Annotated in this window: 14 protein-coding genes; 1 reads left to right on the top strand and 13 read right to left on the bottom strand. The window is 65.4% G+C overall.

Going from position 1 to position 18,927, the window contains the following annotated elements; translation table 11 throughout:
• Nucleotides 1-140 precede the first annotated feature (140 nt).
• From VLI63_RS13365 to VLI63_RS13315, 11 genes are all read right to left on the bottom strand, one after another.
• Entirely contained in the window at nucleotides 141-1,325 is a 1,185-nt protein-coding gene (locus VLI63_RS13365) for an ROK family transcriptional regulator (RefSeq protein WP_409157337.1), read from the bottom strand.
• Between the two features lie 206 nt (nucleotides 1,326-1,531).
• A complete protein-coding gene (locus tag VLI63_RS13360; protein WP_409157335.1) occupies nucleotides 1,532-2,545 on the bottom strand; it encodes a LacI family DNA-binding transcriptional regulator in 1,014 nt (337 codons plus the stop codon).
• A gap of 96 nt (nucleotides 2,546-2,641) precedes the next feature.
• Complete coding sequence (locus VLI63_RS13355) at nucleotides 2,642-3,304, bottom strand: cyclase family protein (RefSeq protein ID WP_409157334.1); 663 nt, start codon at nucleotides 3,302-3,304, stop codon at nucleotides 2,642-2,644.
• A 79-nt stretch (nucleotides 3,305-3,383) separates the two neighbouring features.
• On the bottom strand, nucleotides 3,384-5,417 hold the full coding sequence (locus tag VLI63_RS13350; RefSeq protein WP_409157332.1) for a glycosyltransferase family 39 protein: 2,034 nt from the start codon (nucleotides 5,415-5,417) through the stop codon (nucleotides 3,384-3,386).
• Nucleotides 5,414-6,649, bottom strand: a complete 1,236-nt coding sequence (locus VLI63_RS13345) for a glycosyltransferase (RefSeq protein ID WP_409157331.1) — start codon at nucleotides 6,647-6,649, stop codon at nucleotides 5,414-5,416. The genes VLI63_RS13350 and VLI63_RS13345 overlap by 4 nt, the downstream gene beginning before the upstream one ends.
• A 68-nt stretch (nucleotides 6,650-6,717) precedes the next feature.
• On the bottom strand, nucleotides 6,718-7,872 hold the full coding sequence (locus tag VLI63_RS13340) for a cystathionine gamma-synthase (RefSeq protein WP_409157666.1): 1,155 nt from the start codon (nucleotides 7,870-7,872) through the stop codon (nucleotides 6,718-6,720).
• Between the two features lie 19 nt (nucleotides 7,873-7,891).
• Complete coding sequence (locus VLI63_RS13335; RefSeq protein ID WP_354573854.1) at nucleotides 7,892-9,256, bottom strand: cystathionine beta-synthase; 1,365 nt, start codon at nucleotides 9,254-9,256, stop codon at nucleotides 7,892-7,894.
• 127 nt (nucleotides 9,257-9,383) lie between these two features.
• Nucleotides 9,384-11,252: an ABC transporter ATP-binding protein gene (locus tag VLI63_RS13330; RefSeq protein WP_409157665.1), complete on the bottom strand. Its 1,869-nt coding sequence runs from the start codon at nucleotides 11,250-11,252 to the stop codon at nucleotides 9,384-9,386.
• Nucleotides 11,253-11,450: 198 nt separating this feature from the next.
• Entirely contained in the window at nucleotides 11,451-12,428 is a 978-nt protein-coding gene (locus VLI63_RS13325) for a carbohydrate ABC transporter permease (protein WP_409157330.1), read from the bottom strand.
• Nucleotides 12,425-13,558, bottom strand: a complete 1,134-nt coding sequence (locus VLI63_RS13320; RefSeq protein WP_409157328.1) for a carbohydrate ABC transporter permease — start codon at nucleotides 13,556-13,558, stop codon at nucleotides 12,425-12,427. The genes VLI63_RS13325 and VLI63_RS13320 overlap by 4 nt, the downstream gene beginning before the upstream one ends.
• Before the next feature lie 139 nt (nucleotides 13,559-13,697).
• On the bottom strand, nucleotides 13,698-15,074 hold the full coding sequence (locus VLI63_RS13315; RefSeq protein ID WP_409157327.1) for an ABC transporter substrate-binding protein: 1,377 nt from the start codon (nucleotides 15,072-15,074) through the stop codon (nucleotides 13,698-13,700).
• 306 nt (nucleotides 15,075-15,380) lie between these two features.
• Between VLI63_RS13315 and VLI63_RS13310 the strand changes: the two genes are divergently transcribed.
• Complete coding sequence (locus VLI63_RS13310; protein WP_409157326.1) at nucleotides 15,381-16,394, top strand: LacI family DNA-binding transcriptional regulator; 1,014 nt, start codon at nucleotides 15,381-15,383, stop codon at nucleotides 16,392-16,394.
• 422 nt (nucleotides 16,395-16,816) lie between these two features.
• Here VLI63_RS13310 and rplL read toward each other — a convergent pair whose 3' ends face one another.
• Together rplL and rplJ are read right to left on the bottom strand one after the other, a co-directional pair.
• The gene (gene rplL, locus VLI63_RS13305) at nucleotides 16,817-17,200 is read right to left on the bottom strand and encodes a 50S ribosomal protein L7/L12 (protein WP_185202325.1); all 384 of its coding nucleotides are present in this window, start codon (nucleotides 17,198-17,200) and stop codon (nucleotides 16,817-16,819) included.
• A 56-nt stretch (nucleotides 17,201-17,256) separates the two neighbouring features.
• Complete coding sequence (rplJ, locus tag VLI63_RS13300; protein WP_196826464.1) at nucleotides 17,257-17,772, bottom strand: 50S ribosomal protein L10; 516 nt, start codon at nucleotides 17,770-17,772, stop codon at nucleotides 17,257-17,259.
• Nucleotides 17,773-18,927: the final 1,155 nt, after the last annotated feature.

Genomic DNA, 18,927 nt, shown 5'->3' with positions numbered 1-18,927 from the left:
CTGCGAGTGCCGCCTGTGGTTTCACGCCGGACTACCTTGTCTCGTTAGGGGGAAGAAATTGCCCGCTAACAGACTAAACCTTGTTTGCGGGCTTGTCGTCAAGTTGTGAACGCAACGAACACGTAACGACTCGGAAACAATCAGTCCCGCCGCAGTCCCGGGGACTGCAGAACGAGGGATGCGGCACCGAGGGCCTCCGCTCGATCGCCGAGTGATGACATCACGAGAGCGGTCGCCTCGCCGACGCTCGGCACAGCGTGACGCAGCAGTCCTCGTTCGATCGGTGCGAGCAGGATCGACCCGAGCCCGGCGAGCGGACCGCCGATCACGATCACCTCCGGATTGATCAGGTTCGCAATGCTCGCGAGGCCCCGCCCGATCGCGGCACCCGCGTCGTCGAGCACCCTGAGCGTGGCGGCATCCCCCGAGAGTGCGTTTCGCACGATGTCGGCCGTCGTCACCGGCGCCCGGGTGCCGAGGAGCGCCATCATCACCGAGGTGGAGGCCACCGTCTCGAGGCATCCCCGGTTGCCGCAATGGCAGACGACCCCGTTGTCGGTGATGGTCTCGTGGCCGATCTCCCCGGTGATGCCGAGGCTGCCGGAGAACGGGTGCCCACTCAGGATCAGGCCGGCGCCGATACCGCTGCCGATCTTGACGAAGACCAGGTTGTCCACGGTGTTGTGCGGCCCCCAGGTCACTTCGGCGAGGGCGCCCAGATTGGCGTCATTGTCGAAGACCACAGGAAAATGCAGGCGTTTCTCGAGGTCCTGCAGGTGGATGCCCACCCATTCCGGCAGGATCGCACCCTGCACGACGGTGCCGGTGCGCTGGTCGATCGGGCCGGGGATGCCCACGCCGACACCGAGCACCGCGGAGGGCGCGATGTCGCGTTCCTCGAGCATCCGGGCGAGCAGTTGCGACGCACAATCGATGCTCTCTTCGGCTCGATGCCCGAGTGGAAGCTCCAGGAACTGTTCCGCGACGACCGTGAACCCGAGACTGGCGAGGACGATGCGCAGATGCCGGCGCCCGAAGTCGATTCCTACCGCGACAGCGCCGTTGTTGGACAGGCGCACGAGCAGCGCCCGACGCCCGGAACTGGTCGTCGGCTCGGTCTCGATCGATCCGATCGCCGCCATGGTCTTCACGATGTTCGAGACAGTCGCCGTGGAGAGTCCGGTCTGCCTGGCCAACTCCGCCTGGGTGAGCGGACCGCTTGCCAGGAGGGTGTCGATCACGCGCTTCTGGTTGAGTTCGCGCAGCGCCGATTGCGATCCGGGATTCCGGGCACCCCGCGGCAGGGGTTGCATCGTTGCAGGCATGACTACGAGAGTGCATCATCCCGAGTCTTGTCGTCAAGAAGTTAACGCAACCGTTATCAAGAAATGAGAGCGGTCACATCGCGTTGCGCCCTGGCGTCTGGCGCACTGAGCCTCGAGCCCACCGGCATCGAGTTGCACTCTTTTGCGGGTCGCGAGTCGCGCTGAGCCGCAAAAGAGTGCTCCTCGATGGCCCGCGCCACCCTCGACTACCAGCGGGGCGGGGCCGTCGAACCGCGCACGATCAATTCGGGAAGGATCGGCTCGTGTCCGAGGCCGGACTGGCCGTTCAGTTCCGCGAGCAGCATGGCGACGGAGCGGCGACCGATCTCGGCGAAATCCTGACGCACGGTGGTGAGCGGCGGCCAGTAGTGGGCGGCATCCGGCACGTCATCGAAACCGACGATGCTGATATCGCCCGGCACATCGAGACCGGCGTCGCGGAAGGCGTGGATCAGGCCGAGGGCCATCTGGTCGTTCGCGGCGAACACCGCGGAGAAGTCCCGATATCGCGAGAGCTCCCGCCCGACGGTGTAGCCGAAATCGGCGGTCCAGTCCCCGAGGATCGGGGCCCGCACGTCGAGATCCGCTTCGATCAGCTCGTCGAGGAAACCCGTCATGCGCGCCTCGGCCTCGATCCAGTCCTGGGGGCCACCGAGGTGCAGGATCTTGCGGTGACCGAGCTCGATGAGGTGGCGGGTGGCCAGCCGCGCCCCGGAGGTCTGGTCCACGGAGAGGCTGTGCTGGCCATCGCGACCCGTCGAGTCGAGCGTGACGAGCGGAAGGCGGATGTCCAGATCCCGAATCGCGTTGAATACGCGCATCTGGGGCGAGATGACGACCAGTCCCTCGATGGCCTGGCTCAACAGGTATTCGAGTCGATCGTGGATGGCTTCCGAATCGGTCGCCGCAAGGCTGGTCGTCGTCACGAGGTAGCCCGCATCCCTGGCGGCATCCTCGATGGCGGCGAGGCTCGTGGCCGGACCGTAATTGGCGACCTGGGAGGTGAGCACCCCGATGGTGCGCGACCGACTCGTGACCAGGGCGCGCGCGGCCTGGTTCGGTCGGTAGCCGAGTTGCTCGATCACCTCGAGCACGCGATCCTTGGTGGAGCTACGGATGTTCTCGGAGTTGTTGAGCGCCCGCGAAACCGTCTGGTAGGACACCCCGGCGATCCGCGCGACATCGCGGATGCTGGGGGCGCGAACCTTCACTGGTTCCATGGACGGGGGTATCCGGCTTCGTCGAGATCGGAGGGCGCGGCGGCGAAATGCCGCACGGCAGACCATTATCACCCACACCGCCCGGCCCGGCGCGACTCAGGGGATTCGCGCGAAGGCTCTCACCGGGAAGGTGCCGAATCCCTCGATCTTCGGAGGCACTACCGTCACGGTCGCCCCCGACTCCGGCAACTGGTCGAGCTCGGTCAGGTGCTCGACCACGTGGATTCCCGCCGCGAGCAACAGCGAATGCGCGGGCCGTTCCCCTCCCGACTCGACATCGTCGATGTTGAGAGAGTCGATTCCGACGAGCGTCACGCCCTGCGCTACGAGGTAGGCGGCGCCATCCGCGGTGAGGAAGGGGGCGCCAGAAGCATAGGCCTCAGTGCCGAACAGGCGACTCCAGCCGGTGTCGAGAAGCACGGCCTTTGCACCGAGATCTCGATCGCCGAAACTCTCCCGCGCGATACCGCGCATCGATGTATCCCTCAAATGGAATATCTCGGCGGGCTGGTCGACGAGAGTCTCGAGATCGAGTCCGGCAAGATCAGTCCCACCCTCGAAGCGGTGGAACGGGCTGTCGATGTAGGTGCCGGTGTTGCCGATCATGGTGATGACATCCATGGCGAACTGGGTGCCATCGGCGTACTTCGCTTTCGAGTCCTGCCGAGTGAGGAATGGACGGATCTCGGGTGCGGGCAGGCCGGGATAGGTCACGAGGCCCGCGCGGATGCTGTGGCTGAGATCGATGAGTCGGGCCATGACGCCATCCTCGCAGCGGCTGGTCGGCGTGTCCCGCCCGTTCCCGCCAGCCGCCGCGCGGATGCCGCCAAAGAATGCCCTACCGGGTCAGATCGTAGATGGTCACGCCGTCGACGGTCGTCGCGGTGAAGGTGTCCGCCACCCAGGCCGCGATGGATGCTGATGCCGACGATCCGCCACTCGATTGGCCCATCGATCCGCTGCCGACGAAGTAGTGGATCTTCCCCGAGGCGACGTAGCTCTTGAACTGGGCCAGGGTCGGCGACGGGTCACTTCCGTTGAAGCCGCCGATCGCCATCACGGGGAATCCGGTGGCGAGCTGGTAGCCCGCGGCATTGTTCGACCCGACAGAGGCCGCGACCCAGGAGTAGCTCGAGGCGTTGCTCTCGAGCACCGTGGAGACTTTCGATGAGACGCTGCCACCACCGAGGAGGCCACCCATCCCGCCGCCCGCACCACCGGGCCGCGCTCCCGCGGGGGGCATACCGCCCGCGGTCATCCCGGCGGGAGGGGTTCCTCCCGCGGTCATCCCGGCGGGAGGGGTTCCACCGGCGGTCATCCCGGCGGGAGGGGTTCCTCCCGCGGTCATCCCGCCGGGCATTCCACCCCCGCGGCCCATCGATCCGCTCACCGCGGGGCCGGCGGTGACGATGGAACCGGTGTGGGAGGCGGACACCGTCTCGAGAGTGTAGGCGGTCGGAGCGATGAGGGCGCCGACGATGGTCACCGCGAGAGTGACGGTCGCGAGCATCCGTCCCCGCCGTGGCAGCAGAAGCATCGCCGCGGCAGCGGCACCGAGCCCGAGAACCACCCACTTGAGCCAGGGTAGCCAGTCGGATGCTTCGCCCAGCAGGGCGAATGCCCAGAAGGCCGTCAACACCATGGCCGTCGCCGACACGATGCGCACCCAGAGTTCGGCGCGACGGGACCAGAGCATGCTCGCTCCGATCGCCAGGCTTCCGGCCAGCGGAGGCGCAAGCGCCACCGTGTAGTAGGCGTGGAAGATGCCGGCCATGAAGCTGAAGGCGAGCGCGGTGATGAGAAGCCAACCGGCGAACAACGCGAGGACCGCACGTCGGGGGTCGGTGCGTTTCGTCGTGCCGAAGAGCACGAAGCCCGCAACCGTGACGACGAGCGCCGCGGGCAGCAGCCAGGTGACCTGGCCACCGATCTCACCCTCGAAGAGGCGCAGGATGCCGGTCGACCCCCACATGCCGGTTCCCGCTCCCCCGCCGCCGACGCTTCCGGTCTCGTTGCCGGTGATACGGCCGAATCCGTTGTAGCCGAAGGTGAGCTCGAGGAAACTGTTGCTCTGGGAGCCCCCGATGAACGGGCGCACGCTCGCCAGCACGAGTTCCACGATCGCGACCCACCACCCGGCGGAGACGATCATCACCCCGAGCGCCCCGAAGAGGTGCGCAAGACGCTTGCGCCAGGAGATCGGAGCCGCCCAGAAGTAGACGCCCGCGAGCACGGGAAGGATCAGGAATGCCTGCAACTGCTTGGTGAGGAACCCGAGTCCCACCATCGCTCCGGCCCACAGCACCCATCGCACCCGGCCGCTCTCGACGCCACGCAGGGTGAAGTAGACCGCGAGCGTCATGAGGAGCACCAGCAGCGCATCCGGATTGTTGAAGCGGAACATGAGCGCCGCCACCGGCGTGAGCGCCAGTGCGGCTCCCGCGAACAGCGCGGTCGGAGCAGAGAAGTGTCGCCGCACGATCACGTAGACGAGCGCGACGGTGACGACCCCCATGATCACCTCCGGCAGCAGGATGCTGAACGACGAGAGCCCGAACAGGCGCGCGGAGAGCGCCATGAGCCAGAGGCTCGCCGGTGGCTTGTCGACCGTGATCGAGTTCGCGGCATCAGAGCTTCCATAGAAGAAGGCCTCCCAGTCGACGGTGCCCGCCTGTACGGCAGCGGAGTAGAACGAGTTCGCCCAGCCGTTGGCGCCGAGGTTCCACAGGTAGAGCACCGAGGTGGCAGCGAGAAGCCCCAGCAGCGCAGGACGCTCCCACCGGGCGGTGTCGGTGCGGCCACGAACGATCCAGCGGAAGGCTGCTGCGAGGCGCAGGGGTGGTGGAAGGCGATGAACTGTAGCGGTTGTCATGATGCTGTCACTTTCTGGACGGGGGAAGAGGGGATGGATGCCGCGGGCCGGCGCTGCTGCCGGAACACCCACAGCCGGAGGAGCACGAAGCGCACCAGGGTGGCGAAGAGGTTGGCACCGGTCAGCACGATCAGCTGGGCCTGAGCCGAGGCGCTGGGAGCGATGGCGTGGAGCCCCACCAGCGAGCCGCTGGTGATCAGCCACGCGATGCCGAACACGACGAGTCCCTGGAACTGGTGCGTCACCGCACCGGAACGTCCGTGTACGCCGAACGTGAACCGACGATTGGCGGCGGTGTTGGCGACTGCCGTGACCAGAAGCGCGAGAAAATTGGCCGACTGGGCCGACATCCCGAGCTGGAAGACGAGATAGAGCAGCGCGTAGGCCGCCGTCGAGAGCACCCCGATTGCGCCGAAGCGAACCACCTGGCCGAAGAAGCTAGCCGTGCGCGGCTGCTCGAAGGGGCGTCGGCCGAGCTCGGCGTAGATCGATCCGACCGGCACCCTGCCGGTCATGATCGACCGGCCGACCCGCAGCATCCCCTTCAGGTCTTCCCGTGCGGTCGAGACGATGTCGACCTTGCTTTCGGGGTCGTCGATCCAGTCCACGGGGACCTCGTGGATGCGCAGGCCGCTGCGCTCGGCGATGATGAGCAGCTCGGTGTCGAAGAACCAGCCGTTGTCCTCGATCAACGGCATGAGCTCCTGGGCCACCTCGCGACGCACCGCCTTGAATCCGCACTGGGCATCGCTGAAGCGCACGGCCATCGCCCCGCGCAGCAGCAGGTTGTAGCTGCGGGAGACGAACTCGCGCTTGCCTCCCCGCACCACGCGTGACCCTCGGGCGAGGCGCGTTCCGATCGCGACATCGGAGTGCCCGGAGAGCAGCGGGGCGATCAGGGGAGGCAGAGCGCTGAGATCGGTGGAGAGGTCCACGTCCACGTAGGCGAGCACCGCCGCGTCCGAGGCGAGCCAGACCTGCTTGAGCGCGCGACCGCGACCCTTCTCAGCGAGGTGGACGGCGACGACACCGGCGAGGCCTTCCGCAAGGCGGTCGGCGATCTCCGGGGTGTCATCGGTCGAGGCGTTGTCCGCGATCGTGATGCGCCAGGGCACGTCGAGCTGCGTCGAGAGGTACTCGTGCAACGTGCGGATGCTGCGCTCGAGAGTTGCCTGCTCGTTGTAGACGGGAACGGCCACGTCGAGAGCGAGAGAGTCGGGTGAGTGTGCCATCTGCACACTCTCGGCGACCGCTCTCGGCGAGCCCTATACCCCGGCTAAGAACCGGGTATGCGTGTGTCTCAGCTGGTGGTGGCGCGATCGAGAGCGCCCCGCACGTCGGCGAGGAGGTCGTCGACGCCTTCGATTCCCACCGAGAGCCGCACCAGGTTCTCCGGCACGGCGAGCGCCGTTCCCCGCACCGAGGCGTGGGTCATCTCCGTCGGGTACCCGATCAGCGACTCGACTCCCCCGAGCGATTCGGCCAGCTGGAACAGCTCGGTCGACTCGGCGAAGCTGCGCGCGGCCGCGGGCCCGCCGGCAAGCTGCACCGAGAGCATCCCGCCGAATCCGCGCATCTGGCGGGCGGCGAGCTCGTGTCCGGGATGGCCGGAGAGGCCCGGGTAATACACGCGCTCGATCGCGGGGTGCCCGACCAGCGCTTCCGCGATAGCCTGTGCGTTGGCGGAGTGGCGGTCCATGCGCACGGCGAGCGTCTTGATGCCGCGAACGGTGAGCCACGCATCCATCGGTCCGGAGACCGGACCGATGGCGAACTGCAGGAAGCCGAGCTTCTCGGCGAGCTCATCGTCGTTGAGCACAACGGCGCCCCCGAGCACGTCCGAGTGGCCGCCGAGATATTTCGTGGTCGAGTGGGTCACGACATCGGCCCCGAAGGCGAGCGGGTTCTGCAGGTACGGCGACGCGAAGGTATTGTCCACGACGACGATGACCCCCGCGGCGTGTCCGATCTCCACGAGAGCCGTGATGTCGCTGATCTTCATCATCGGGTTGCTCGGGGTCTCTACCCAGAGCACGCGGGTGTTCGGGCGGATCGACGCACGAACGGCGTCGAGATCCGTCATCTCCACAGTGTCGAGCTCGATGCCCCAGGGCACGAAGACCCGATTGACCAGCCGGTGGGTTCCGCCATAGACGTCGTTGCCCATGATCACGTGGTCGCCCGGCACGAGGATCGACCGCAGAAGGGTATCTTCGCCGGCAAGGCCGGAGGAGAAACTGAAGCCGTGCTTCGCCCCCTCGAGGTCGGCGACGAGGTGCTGGAGGGAATCCCGTGTGGGGTTGGCGCTTCTGGCGTACTCGTAGCCGCCGCGCAGTTCGCCGATGCTCTTCTGCACGAAGGTGGAGGTCTGGTAGATCGGCGGGATGACCGAGCCGGTGGTGGGGTCGAAGGACTGGCCCGAATGGATGGCGCGGGTGGAGAAGTCGGTCACGATGGTCTTTTCTGTGGCGGGGTCAGTCGGAGAGGAAGGTGAGCAGGTCGTGTCGCGTGACGACAGCGACGGGCTTGCCGTCCTCGGTCACGAGCAGTGCATCCGCTTTGCCGAAGGCGGCGCGTGCGGAGGTCACCGATTCGTGCACACCGATCAAACCCAGCGGGGCTCCGATAAATTTCCCCACCGGGTCGGTCATGCTCGCATCCCCGCTGAACACCTGCTCGAGCAGGCTCTTCTCTTCGATCGCCCCGACGACCTCGCCGATGACGACGGGCGGCTCCGCAGAGAGTACCGGCAGCTGAGAGACGCCGTATTTCGTCATGATCTGGATGGCGTCGCGCACAGTGTCCGAGGGGTGCACGTGCACGAGGGCCGGAAGGGAGCCGCTCTTGTGGCCGACGACATCGCCGACCGTCTTCTCGTCGGAGACCTGCGTGAAGCCGTAGGACTGCATCCATTTCTCGCTGAAGACCTTGTTGAGATAGCCGCGGCCGCCGTCCGGAAGCAGGATCACCATCACCGCGTCGGCCGGGAGCGTGCGAGCGGCCTTGAGGGCGGATGCCACGGCCATGCCGCTCGACCCTCCCACGAGCAGTCCCTCCTCGCGGGCGAGACGTCGCGTCATGTCGAAAGACTCGGCATCGGAGGAGGCGATGATCTCGTCCACCACCGAGCCGTCGTAGGCCTCGGGCCAGAAGTCCTCCCCGACGCCCTCGACGAGGTAAGGGCGACCGGTGCCACCGGAGTAGACCGAACCCTCCGGGTCGGCTCCGATGATGGTGACGGCGCCGTTCGAGACCTCCTTGAGGTACTTGCCGACACCGCTGATCGTGCCACCGGTGCCCACGCCGGCGACGAAGTGGGTGATCTCGCCCTCGGTATCGCGCCAGACCTCCGGGCCGGTGGTCTCGTAGTGGCTCAGCGGGCCGTTGGGATTCGAGTACTGGTTGGGTTTGAATGCCCCGGGGATCTCGCGGGCCAGCCGATCCGAGACCGAGTAGTAGGACTCCGGGCTGTCCGGCGCCACCGCGGTCGGGGTGACGACGATCTCGGCGCCATACGCCAACAGCACGTTGCGCTTCTCCTCGCCCACCTTGTCGGGCAGCACGAAGACGCAGCGGTACCCCCGCTGCTGGGCCACGAGGGCGAGGCCGATGCCGGTGTTGCCCGAGGTCGGTTCGACGATCGTGCCGCCGGGCTTCAGCAGCCCCTCGCGTTCTGCCGCGTCGATGATCCGGGTGGCGATGCGGTCCTTGGACGACCCACCGGGGTTGAGGTACTCCACCTTGACGAGCACGGTGGCGGCGATGCCCTCCGTCACCCGGTTGAGCTTCACGAGGGGGGTATTGCCGACGAGGTCGATCACGGTGTTGGCGAACTTCATAGTGCCGCCAATCTACCAGCGGGCCTCAGGGGGTTTCCGGCACATTCGCCGCCCGAGACATCCCTCCCTCCCCCGCGAGATGGGGAGAGACGGGGCGGAGCGGGGCGGGTCAGGGGCGCCCCAGCCCTCAGATCTGTGACACCTGCTGCGCATAGAGTCGGGCGTAGACGCCACCCTGGGCTGTGAGCTCGGCATGGGTGCCGTGCTCCACGATGCGCCCGGCGTCGACCACGAAGATCACGTCGGCCGACACGATGGTCGAAAGGCGGTGCGCGATCGCGATCGTGGTGCGGCCAGCGGAGGCGGTGTCGAGCGCATCTTGCACGATCCGTTCGGAGAGGGAGTCAAGCGCGCTGGTGGCTTCGTCGAGGATGAGCACTCGCGGATCCTTGAGCAGCACCCGCGCGATGGCGATGCGTTGCTTCTCTCCACCGCTCAATCGGTAACCACGCTCGCCGACGACCGTGTCGTAGCCCAGTGGGAACGACGCGATGGTGTCGTGGATGTTCGCGGCCCTGGCCGCCTGCTGGAGCTCGGCATCCGTCGCTCCCGGCTTCGCGTAGCGGAGGTTCTCCGCGATCGTCGCGTGGAACAGGTAGGTCTCCTGGCTGACGATGCCGATGTTGGCGACCAGGGAGTCCTGCTCGAGCTGGCGCACGTCATCACCGGCGAAGAGGATGCGGCCGCCGGTCACCTCGTGGAAGCGGGGAATCAGGTAAGACACTGTGGTCTTGCCCGCCCCGGATGGCCCGACGAAGGCGGCGAACTGACCCGGCTCGATGGCGAAGGAGACACCCTTGAGAGTGGGAGGCGTGCCGTCTCCGGAGTCGGGGTAGGCGAACACCACATCGTCGAATTCCACGCGACCGAGACGCGCCGGGTCGACCGGGTGGGCGTTCGGTGCATCCGCGATCGCCGGATGCAGGTCGAGGTACTCGAAGATGCGCGCAAACAGCGCCTGGGAGGTCTGCAGGTCGAGCGCCACCCTCATGAGTCCGAGAAGCGGCCACATCAGCCGGGCCTGCACCGTGGTGAATGCCACGATCGTGCCCGCGGTGACCGCCACGTTCTGGAACAGCAGCCAGGCGGCACAGATGTAGATGACGGCCGGGATGATGGCGAGGAAGATCTGCACCATCGCGAAGAACCACTGGCCGCTCATCTGCTCGCGCACCTGCAGCCGGATCTGGTTGTCGTTCTCGTCGCTGTAGCGTGCGACCTCCGAGCCCTGCTGGTTGAAGCTCTTGGCCAGCAGGATGCCCGACACCGACAGGGTTTCCTGCGTGATGGCGGTCATGTCGCTGAGCGACTCCTGCGTCTTGGTCGCGATTTTGGCGCGAACCCGCCCGACCCGACGCTGGGCGATCACCAGGATCGGCATCAGGATCACGGCCACGATGGTGAGTTGCCACGACAGCACCAGCATGCTCACGAAGGCCGCCGCCACGGTGACCGTATTTCCCAGCACGCTCGCCACGGTGTTGGTGAGCACGCTCGACACCCCGCCGACGTCGTTCTGCAGGCGGGACTGGATGATGCCGGTCTTGGTGCGCGTGAAGAACGCCAGTTCCATCTTCTGGAGATGCCCGAACAGTCGCACCCGGAGGGCGCCCATCACGCGGTTGCCCACGGTCGCGGTGAGGAAGGTCTGCCAGACGCCGAGCCCGGCGGAGGAGACGTAGATCACGATCATCAGCCCGACGATCTCGAGCAGAACCGGCACATTCGGTCGACCGGATGCCGGGAAAAGGCCGACATCGAAGGCCTGGCGGGTCAGCAGTGGGGGCAGCACCGAGAGTCCCGCACTGATGATGACCAGCACGGCCGTGACCGCGAGCGCGCGGCGGTGCGGCTGGAATAGCTGCGCGATGCGGGCGAGCAGATCCGGGATGCGCGGGGCATCCGCGTTCTCGGCCTTCTGTGCGTCAGGATCGGAACCGCTGATGCGCGTGCGCTGTTTACCCATGCGCCCCACCGGGGTGCTTCCACCGTGCATTCCGCTCACTCGCTCACCTTACGCACCGGTGGCGACACTCCCGCTGCGGATTCGCCCCCAGCGCAATGCAACCCCGCGGCGTGGCGGGAGATGCGCCGCCTCCCGGAGGGCGCGACGTCTCGCGGCGGGAGTCGTGACTCCCGCCGCGAGCGCGTATACCCGTCGCGATCCCCGGGGGGGCTGTGGGCGAGCGGGGACTCAGCCCTTGGTGCTGCCCGCGAGCAGGCCACGCACGAAGAACCGCTGCAGTGCGAAGAACACGATGAGCGGAACGAGGATGGAGATGAACGCACCAGAGGTGAGCAGCTGCCAGTCCTGGCCACGTCCACCGGTGATCTCCGCGAGCAGCTTCGTCATCGGAGCGACCTCGCCGTCGGCGAACACCAGAGCGACCAGCAGGTCGTTCCAGACCCAGAGGAACTGGAAGATCGCGATCGATGCGATGGCCGGCATGGTGAGCGGAAGCACGATGCGGAAGAAGATCTGCCCATGCCCCGCGCCATCCACTCGCGCTGCCTCGATCAGTTCTGACGGAAGCTCCGCGATGAAGTTGTGGAGCAGGAAGATCACGAGCGGGAGCCCGAAGATCGTGTGGGCGATCCAGACCTGGGTGTACGAGCCGCTCGCGTTCAGTCCCGCGAAGAGCTGCACGCCGCCGATGTTGAGGCCCCGGGAGAAGAGGCTCAACAGGGGAACGAGAGCCATCTGCAGCGGCACGATCTGCAGGGCGAACACCCCGATGAACATCCAGTTCTTGCCCTTGAAGTTCATCCACGCGAACCCGTAAGCCGCGAGGCTCGCGAGTGTCAGCGGGATGAGAGTCGCCGGCAGCGTGATGGCGATCGAGTTGATGAACGCCTGCCCAAGGTTCAGTTGACTGTTGCCCGCCTTCAGCACCTGCGCGTAGTTGTCGAAAGTGAACCCGGGGTTCTGGAAGATGGTCCACCAGCCCGTGGTGTTGATCAGCACGGCCGGGCGGATCGAGGAGATGAAGAGTCCGAAGGTGGGCACGGTCCAGAGCAACGCGATGATCAGAGACGCGATCGTCGCACCCCGACTCGTCAGGCGCTTCTTGGTGCGCTTGGTGACGCTGCGCTCCGCGGTCCGTTCTCCGACGGCGAGCTGTCGCTTCGTGGCGACGTCGATCGGTACATCGATGGGTGAGACGGCGCTCATCGGATCTCCCTCTGCTTCTGAATCTGCCGTGCGTTGTAGACGACGATGGGTAAGACCAGTACGAAGAGCACCAGAGCAAAGGCCGCCGATCGGCCGTTCTCGAAGCCCTTCCACTGCGTATACATCTCGTTGGCGATGACGCTGGTGCTGTTGGCGCCGGCCGTCATCGTCCGCACGATGTCGAACACCTTCAAGGATGCGATCGAAATCGTGGTGAGCACGACGATGAGCGACGAGCGGATGCCCGGAACGGTCACGTTGATGAATCGCTCCCAGGCGTTCGTGCCATCGAGCTCTGCGGCCTCCAGCTGCTCCGTCGGCACACCCTTGATGGCCGCGGAGAGCACGACCATCGCGAACCCGGTCTGGATCCAGACGAGCACGACGATCAGGAAGAAGGTGTTCCACGGCGAGATGGACACGAAGTCGGTCGGCTGGCCACCGAAGAGCACCACGATCTGGTTGAGCAGACCGATCTGGTTCTGGCCGGCCGGCCGCGCCGTGTAGACGAACTTCCAGATGATCGAGGCACCGACGAACGAGATCGCCATCGGCATGAAGACCAGGATCTTGAAGAACTTCTCACCGCGTGACTTGTCGATGAACACGGCGTAGGCGAGACCGATCGCGGTCGAGAACGCCGGAACGATGAGCACCCAGATGATCGTGTTCAGCACGACCCGGATACCGGTGGGCTGGGTGAAGATCCAGACGAAGTTCTCGAAGCCGATGAACCGGTTACCGCGGTTGTTCTGGAACGCGGCGATCGCGGTGAGGATCGTCGGGTAGACGAGGCCGATCAGAAGCAGGATCAGCGCCGGAGCGAGGAATCCCACCAGCTGGAAGAGATAGCCGACTCCCTGCTTCGCCCGGTAATCGAGGATGAAGAACACCCCGCCGAGAACCGCGGCGATAGCGGCGGCCCAAGCGACCGATCCGAGGAACAGGAAGATCGCCAGCGGTGCGAGGACGCAGACCGCGAGACGGATGATCGTGTAACGACGTCCAGATCGCGGGGCGATCTCGACGAAGAACAGGATGACAGCGACGACGGCGACGAACGCGCCGACGACGAGCGGGATCTGGGCTAACGCGGGGAGCGTGGAGATCCAGTTGAAGAAATCTGACATTGTGCCCTTTCGAGTACGTCGGTGGACTCATGAGCGTGCATATGTATTAGACACCGGAGCATTGGGGTGCGGAAAGGCCGACAAAGAGTTTTTCTCTGCCGGCCTTTCGCGCTGGGTACTACCTAGAGGACGATAACTGCTACTTGGACGGCCACGACGCGTCGATGGTCTTCAAGACCTCGTCCGTCGACTTGCCGTTGATCCAGTCGACCATTCCGGTCCAGAACGAACCCGCACCGACCACACCGGGCATCAGGTCTGATGCGTCGAAGCGGAAGGTGGTCTTCGGGTCCTGGAGCGTCTTGATGGCCTCCTGCAGGATCGGGCTCGACGCGTTGGCCGGGTCGAGGCCCTTGTTGGCGCTGATCACACCGCCGAGCTTGACGCGGCTGTTCGCCCAGTCACCGCTCGACAGGTAGGCCTGCACCTTCTGGGTGTCCGCGTCGTTGGAGAACGCGGCAACCATCTCGCCACCACCGGTGACGGCGGGACCGGCACTGGCGTCGATCGGCGGGGTGATGAAGGCCCAGACCTGCTTGTCGGGTCCGACAGTCGCATTGCCGTTCTTGGGGTCCTGGATGAACCCGTCGAAGAAGGATGCCTGGTGGGTCATGGCGCACTGACCGTTTCCGACGACCCGAGCAACATCACCGAAGGGCGTGGAGTTGATCGACTTGACGTCACCAAGACCCGCGTTCACGTACTTCGGGTTGAGAAGGATATCTCCGACCGAGTCGAAAGCCTTCTTGATGGCGGGATCGGTGAACGGGATCGAGTGGCTGACCCACTTGTCGTACGTGGCCGCGCCGGCCTGGCGAAGAACGAGGTCTTCCACCCAGTCCGTTCCGGGCCATCCCGTTGCCGCATCCGAACCGAAGCCCGCGCACCAGGGAGCGGTGCCGGTCTTCTCCTGGATGGTCTTGGTGAGGGTGAGGAGCTCATCCCACGTCTTGGGAACCTCGACACCCCACTCCTTGAACTTCGCCGGGGAGTACCAGATGAAGCCCTTGACGCTCGCCATGAGCGGCGAGGCGTAGAGCGTGCCGTCGGACGACGCGTAGCCGGCCCAGTCCTTCGACCAGTTCTTCTTCACGTTGGCCGCTGCTTCAGCGGGCTCGGGCTGGATGTAGTCACGCGAGGCGAGGTCCTTGAGGAGGCCGGGCTGCGGGAAGATGGCGATGTCGGGAGCGTTGCCACCCTGTGCACGAACGCTGATCTGCGTCTCGAACTCCTTCGAGCCCTCGTACTTGATGGTGATCTTGTTCTTCTTCTCCCAGTCCGCCCAGGACTTCTGCAGGAGCTCTGCCTCGGTGTCGACGATCGTGCCGTAGATGGTCACGACTCCGTCGGCCTTGCCGGCGTCGCCGGGGCCCTTGCCGGAGGTGCTGGTGCCCCCGCCGGAAGATGAGCAGCCCGCGAGAGCGAGGCCTGCGATCGTGAAGAACACGATCGGTGCGGTGATGCGGCGATGGAGTTTCTTGCTGTGTGCTGCGCTGCGGAGCAGGGTGGGACTCATGTGACTCCTCCTCGTTGAGGGTTGGGATTGGGCCATACGGGTGGATCCAGTCCGCTTCGAGATCGACGCGGGGACGCTCGCCATGGGGAACCGGTTCCATTGGACAAGGTACGGGCGATGGGATCGTTATGCAAGCGCTTGTTCCGCGGTAGTACCTAACGTTTTAGTCACGCTCCCGTCGACGCCCGCCATTACGGGGATCGGGCGTGGGAGCGCACCCATGGAAATGTGGTGCGTTTCCCACAATGCCTCCTGTGTGCATAGGATGAGCCATCGCTCGTCAATGTTGTCGAATTCGAGGTCCTCTTGAGCGCAATCGCTGATGTCGCTCGCCTCGCTGGCGTGTCGAAGTCCACGGCTTCGCGCGCGCTCAGCGGCAACGGTTACGTCTCGGAGGAGACCCGCACGCGTGTGGAACATGCCGCGGCCGAGATCGGCTTCGTGCCGTCATCCATCGCCTCTGGCCTCGCGACCGGACTCACCCGCACCGTCGGAGTCGTCATCCCCTTCGTCAATCGCTGGTTCTTCGCCGAGGTGCTCGAAGGCATCGAGAGCGCGCTGATCTCGGCGGGCTACGACCTCACGCTCTACCAGCTGCACGATGACCCCGTGCGCCGCCAGCGGGTGTTCGACTACTTCCTCGCGCGCAAACGGGTGGATGCGGTGATCGCCATCGGCATCTCGCTGAGCGCTCACGAGGTGCGATCGCTGAAGGGCCTCGGCAAACCCATCGTGGGGATCGGCGGCGAGATACCGGCGATCTCGACCCTGAGCATCGACGATGAGGCCGCGACCCAGTTCCTCACCGAGCACCTGGTGAGCCTCGGTCACACTCGCATCATGCATCTCGGCGGGGACCAGAATCACCAGATGGATTTCGCCGTCCATTCCCGCCGACTGGCCGGCGTACGCCGGGCTCTCGCGGCCGCGGGACTCTCTCACCCCGACGACTTCCGCGCTGTGCCCTACTCGATTCCCGGGGGGTATTCCGGGGCGCTGGCGGTGCTCTCCAATCCCGCGACCCGACCGACGGCCATCGTCGCCGGGTGCGATGAGATCGCGATCGGGGTGATCCTCGCCGCGCGCGAGCTCGGGATCGCCGTGCCGGCACAGCTGTCGGTCGTGGGGATCGACGGTCACAACCTCGCCGAGCTGTTCGGACTCACGACCCTCGAGCAACACCCGAGCGCTCAGGGGGAACATGCTGTGCAGCTGATCCTCGAACGACTGGGACCGGATGCCGGACTCGCAGTCGACGAGCGGATCGGGGTAGCCATCGACTTCGTTGTGCGCCGGAGCACGACGGCGCCGCCCCGCTAGGCCTGAAGCGGTCGCATCCACCAGCACGACACCGCTGATGGGCACCCTCTCATCGAGGGCACCCATCGCAGGCTGTCGGTGTGCACGGTGATCGCACCCTCCCGCGGAGAACCTGCTGTGGAACATTCGCCGCGAGGCTGTTGCGTCGAAATCATCCGTGGGCTGGCCAGAGGGTAAGGCTGTCCAGAACGAAGCTTTCGTGGGGTACAAATCGACTTCTGTGCGATGCGAAGGCCCCGGGATACGGCCCTCACGAGTCCTCATTATGGTGGACACCGTTAGAAACCGCAAGTACGCTCACTTATGCGGATCTTGGTAACCGCAGCACGAAGAACGGCCCCCGTGTCCGCCTCGAGGGCAGGCACGGGGGCCGTCGCTATGCTGCACCGAATGCCGCCGCGCGGGGCGTCATCCGGGAATGACTACTTGAGGGTGACGGTTGCGCCGGCCTCTTCGAGCTGAGCCTTGGCCTTCTCGGCGGTCTCCTTGTTGACACCCTCGAGCACGACGCCGGGGGCGTTGTCCACGACGGCCTTGGCCTCGCCGAGGCCGAGGCTCGTGAGGGCACGGACCTCCTTGATGACCTGGATCTTCTTGTCACCGATCGACTCGAGGACGACGTCGAAGGAATCCTTCTCCTCGACCTCTTCGACGACGGCGGCAGCGCCACCGGCAGCAGCGGCCGCAACGGGGGCGGCAGCGGTGACCTCGAAGACCTCTTCGAACTTCTTGACGAACTCGCTGAGCTCAATGAGCGTGAGCTCCTTGAATGCTTCGATGAGGTCGTCGCCTGAAAGCTTTGCCATGATTTTTCTCCTTGTTTTTTCGTGTTTAAGCCGCGCTGTCTAACCCGGTGAGGGAATTAGGAGGCGGAATCCTGCTTCTCGCGCAGCGCGTCGACCGTGCGAACGGCCTTGGCGAGCGGTGCGTTGAACATGTAGGCAGCACCGAACAGCGAAGCCTTGAAGGCGCCGGCGAGTTTGCCCAGCAGCACCTCTCGGGTCTCGAGATCGGCGAGCTTGATGACCTCTGCCGGCGTGAGAGGGTTACCGTCGAAGTAACCGCCCTTGATCACGAGCAGGGGGTTTGCCTTGGCGAAGTCGCGAAGACCCTTCGCAACGGTGACCGGGTCGCCGTGTACGAATGCGATTGCGGACGGACCGACGAGTTCCTCGTCGAACGACGAGATCCCCGCGTTGTTGGCCGCAATCTTGGTCAGCGTGTTCTTCACCACGGCGTACGTGGCGTGCTCACTGAGGGTGGTGCGCAGCGTCTTCAGCTGAGCAACAGTGAGCCCGCGGTACTCGGTGAGCAGTACGGCGGTCGAGTCGCGGAACTTGTCCGTGAGCTCGGCAACCGAAGCTTCCTTGTTCGCCATGTGGCTCCTAGGTGGATTGGTGGTGCATTATGTCTTCGACCTGGACCGCGGCGGGTTAAACAAAAAGGGCTCCGGCGCAAGCGCACGGAGCAAAACCCGAAAGGGGCTTCTCAATACACCTGCGCAGGTTTTCGTCGCATCCATTCCGGATGCTTCGAACCTTCGATCGGGGCTGCTCATCATTGCTGAATCACGGCACACCGATAACCGGCGGTCTTTGGCTTCGTTCAGAGTACGGGATGTGCTTGGCCCGTGCAAATCGCGGTGTGGTCGAGGTGTGGTCGGGGTGTGCGCGCCGCGTGCGGGGGTGTGCTCACGGTGTGGTCGGGGTGTGGTCGGGGCACCCTCGGGGCGGTGACCCGTCAATTTCGGCTGACCCAGCACTCTCTAGGAGCACTTTCGGGCGGATCGCGACCTCTCGAAGAGCATTTCGACCAGAAGGTGCTCGGCCTCGCGGGGTAACCCCGTCAGCGAGGTACTCCGCCAGCGAGGTACTCCGCCAGCAAGGCACCCCGTCGCACCCCATCCGTCACATTCGGCTGACCTCGCAGCACGAAAGAGCGATTTCTGACGGATGGCGACCTCTCGAAGAGGATTTTGGCCAGAACCGCTCGGCCTGGCGGGGCAACCCCGCCAGCAGGGTACTCCGCCAGCAAGGCACCCCGTCGCGCCCCACCCGTCACATTCGGCTGACCTCGCGCCCCGAAAGAGCGATTTCTGACGGAAGGCGACCTCTCGAAGAGGATTTCGGCCAGGTGACGCTCGGCCTCGCGGGGCAACCCCGCCAGCGAGGTACTCCGCCAGCAAGGCACCTTTTCGCGCCCGACCCGTCACATTCGGCTGACCTCGCAGCACGAAAGAGCGATTTCTGACGGATGGCGACCTCTCGAAGAGCATTTCGGCCGGAAGGCGCTCGGCCTCGCGACCCGTCGCGAAGGGTCTCGACGATCATGGCCCTTGCCCGTGAAGGAAGGAGCATGGGGCGCGGTTCGACTACGAAGTCTCCTGGGGAGCCGGCGGACGCTTCGCGGCTGCGGGCCTCGCTGTTGCAGAGCTCGCGGCGGGAGACTTCACCGTCGCAGTTGTCGCAGACGTCGACTTCGTTACCGCTGGCTTCGCGGATGCAGGTTTAGCGGTGGTGGGCTCCGGGGCGAT

Origin of the sequence: Lacisediminihabitans sp. H27-G8 (assembly GCF_046156175.1) — a bacterium.
Classification (GTDB): Bacteria; Actinomycetota; Actinomycetes; order Actinomycetales; family Microbacteriaceae; genus Lacisediminihabitans.
The sequence above is the reverse complement of the archived record's forward strand: the minus strand, read 5'-3'. Positions and strand labels throughout refer to the sequence as shown.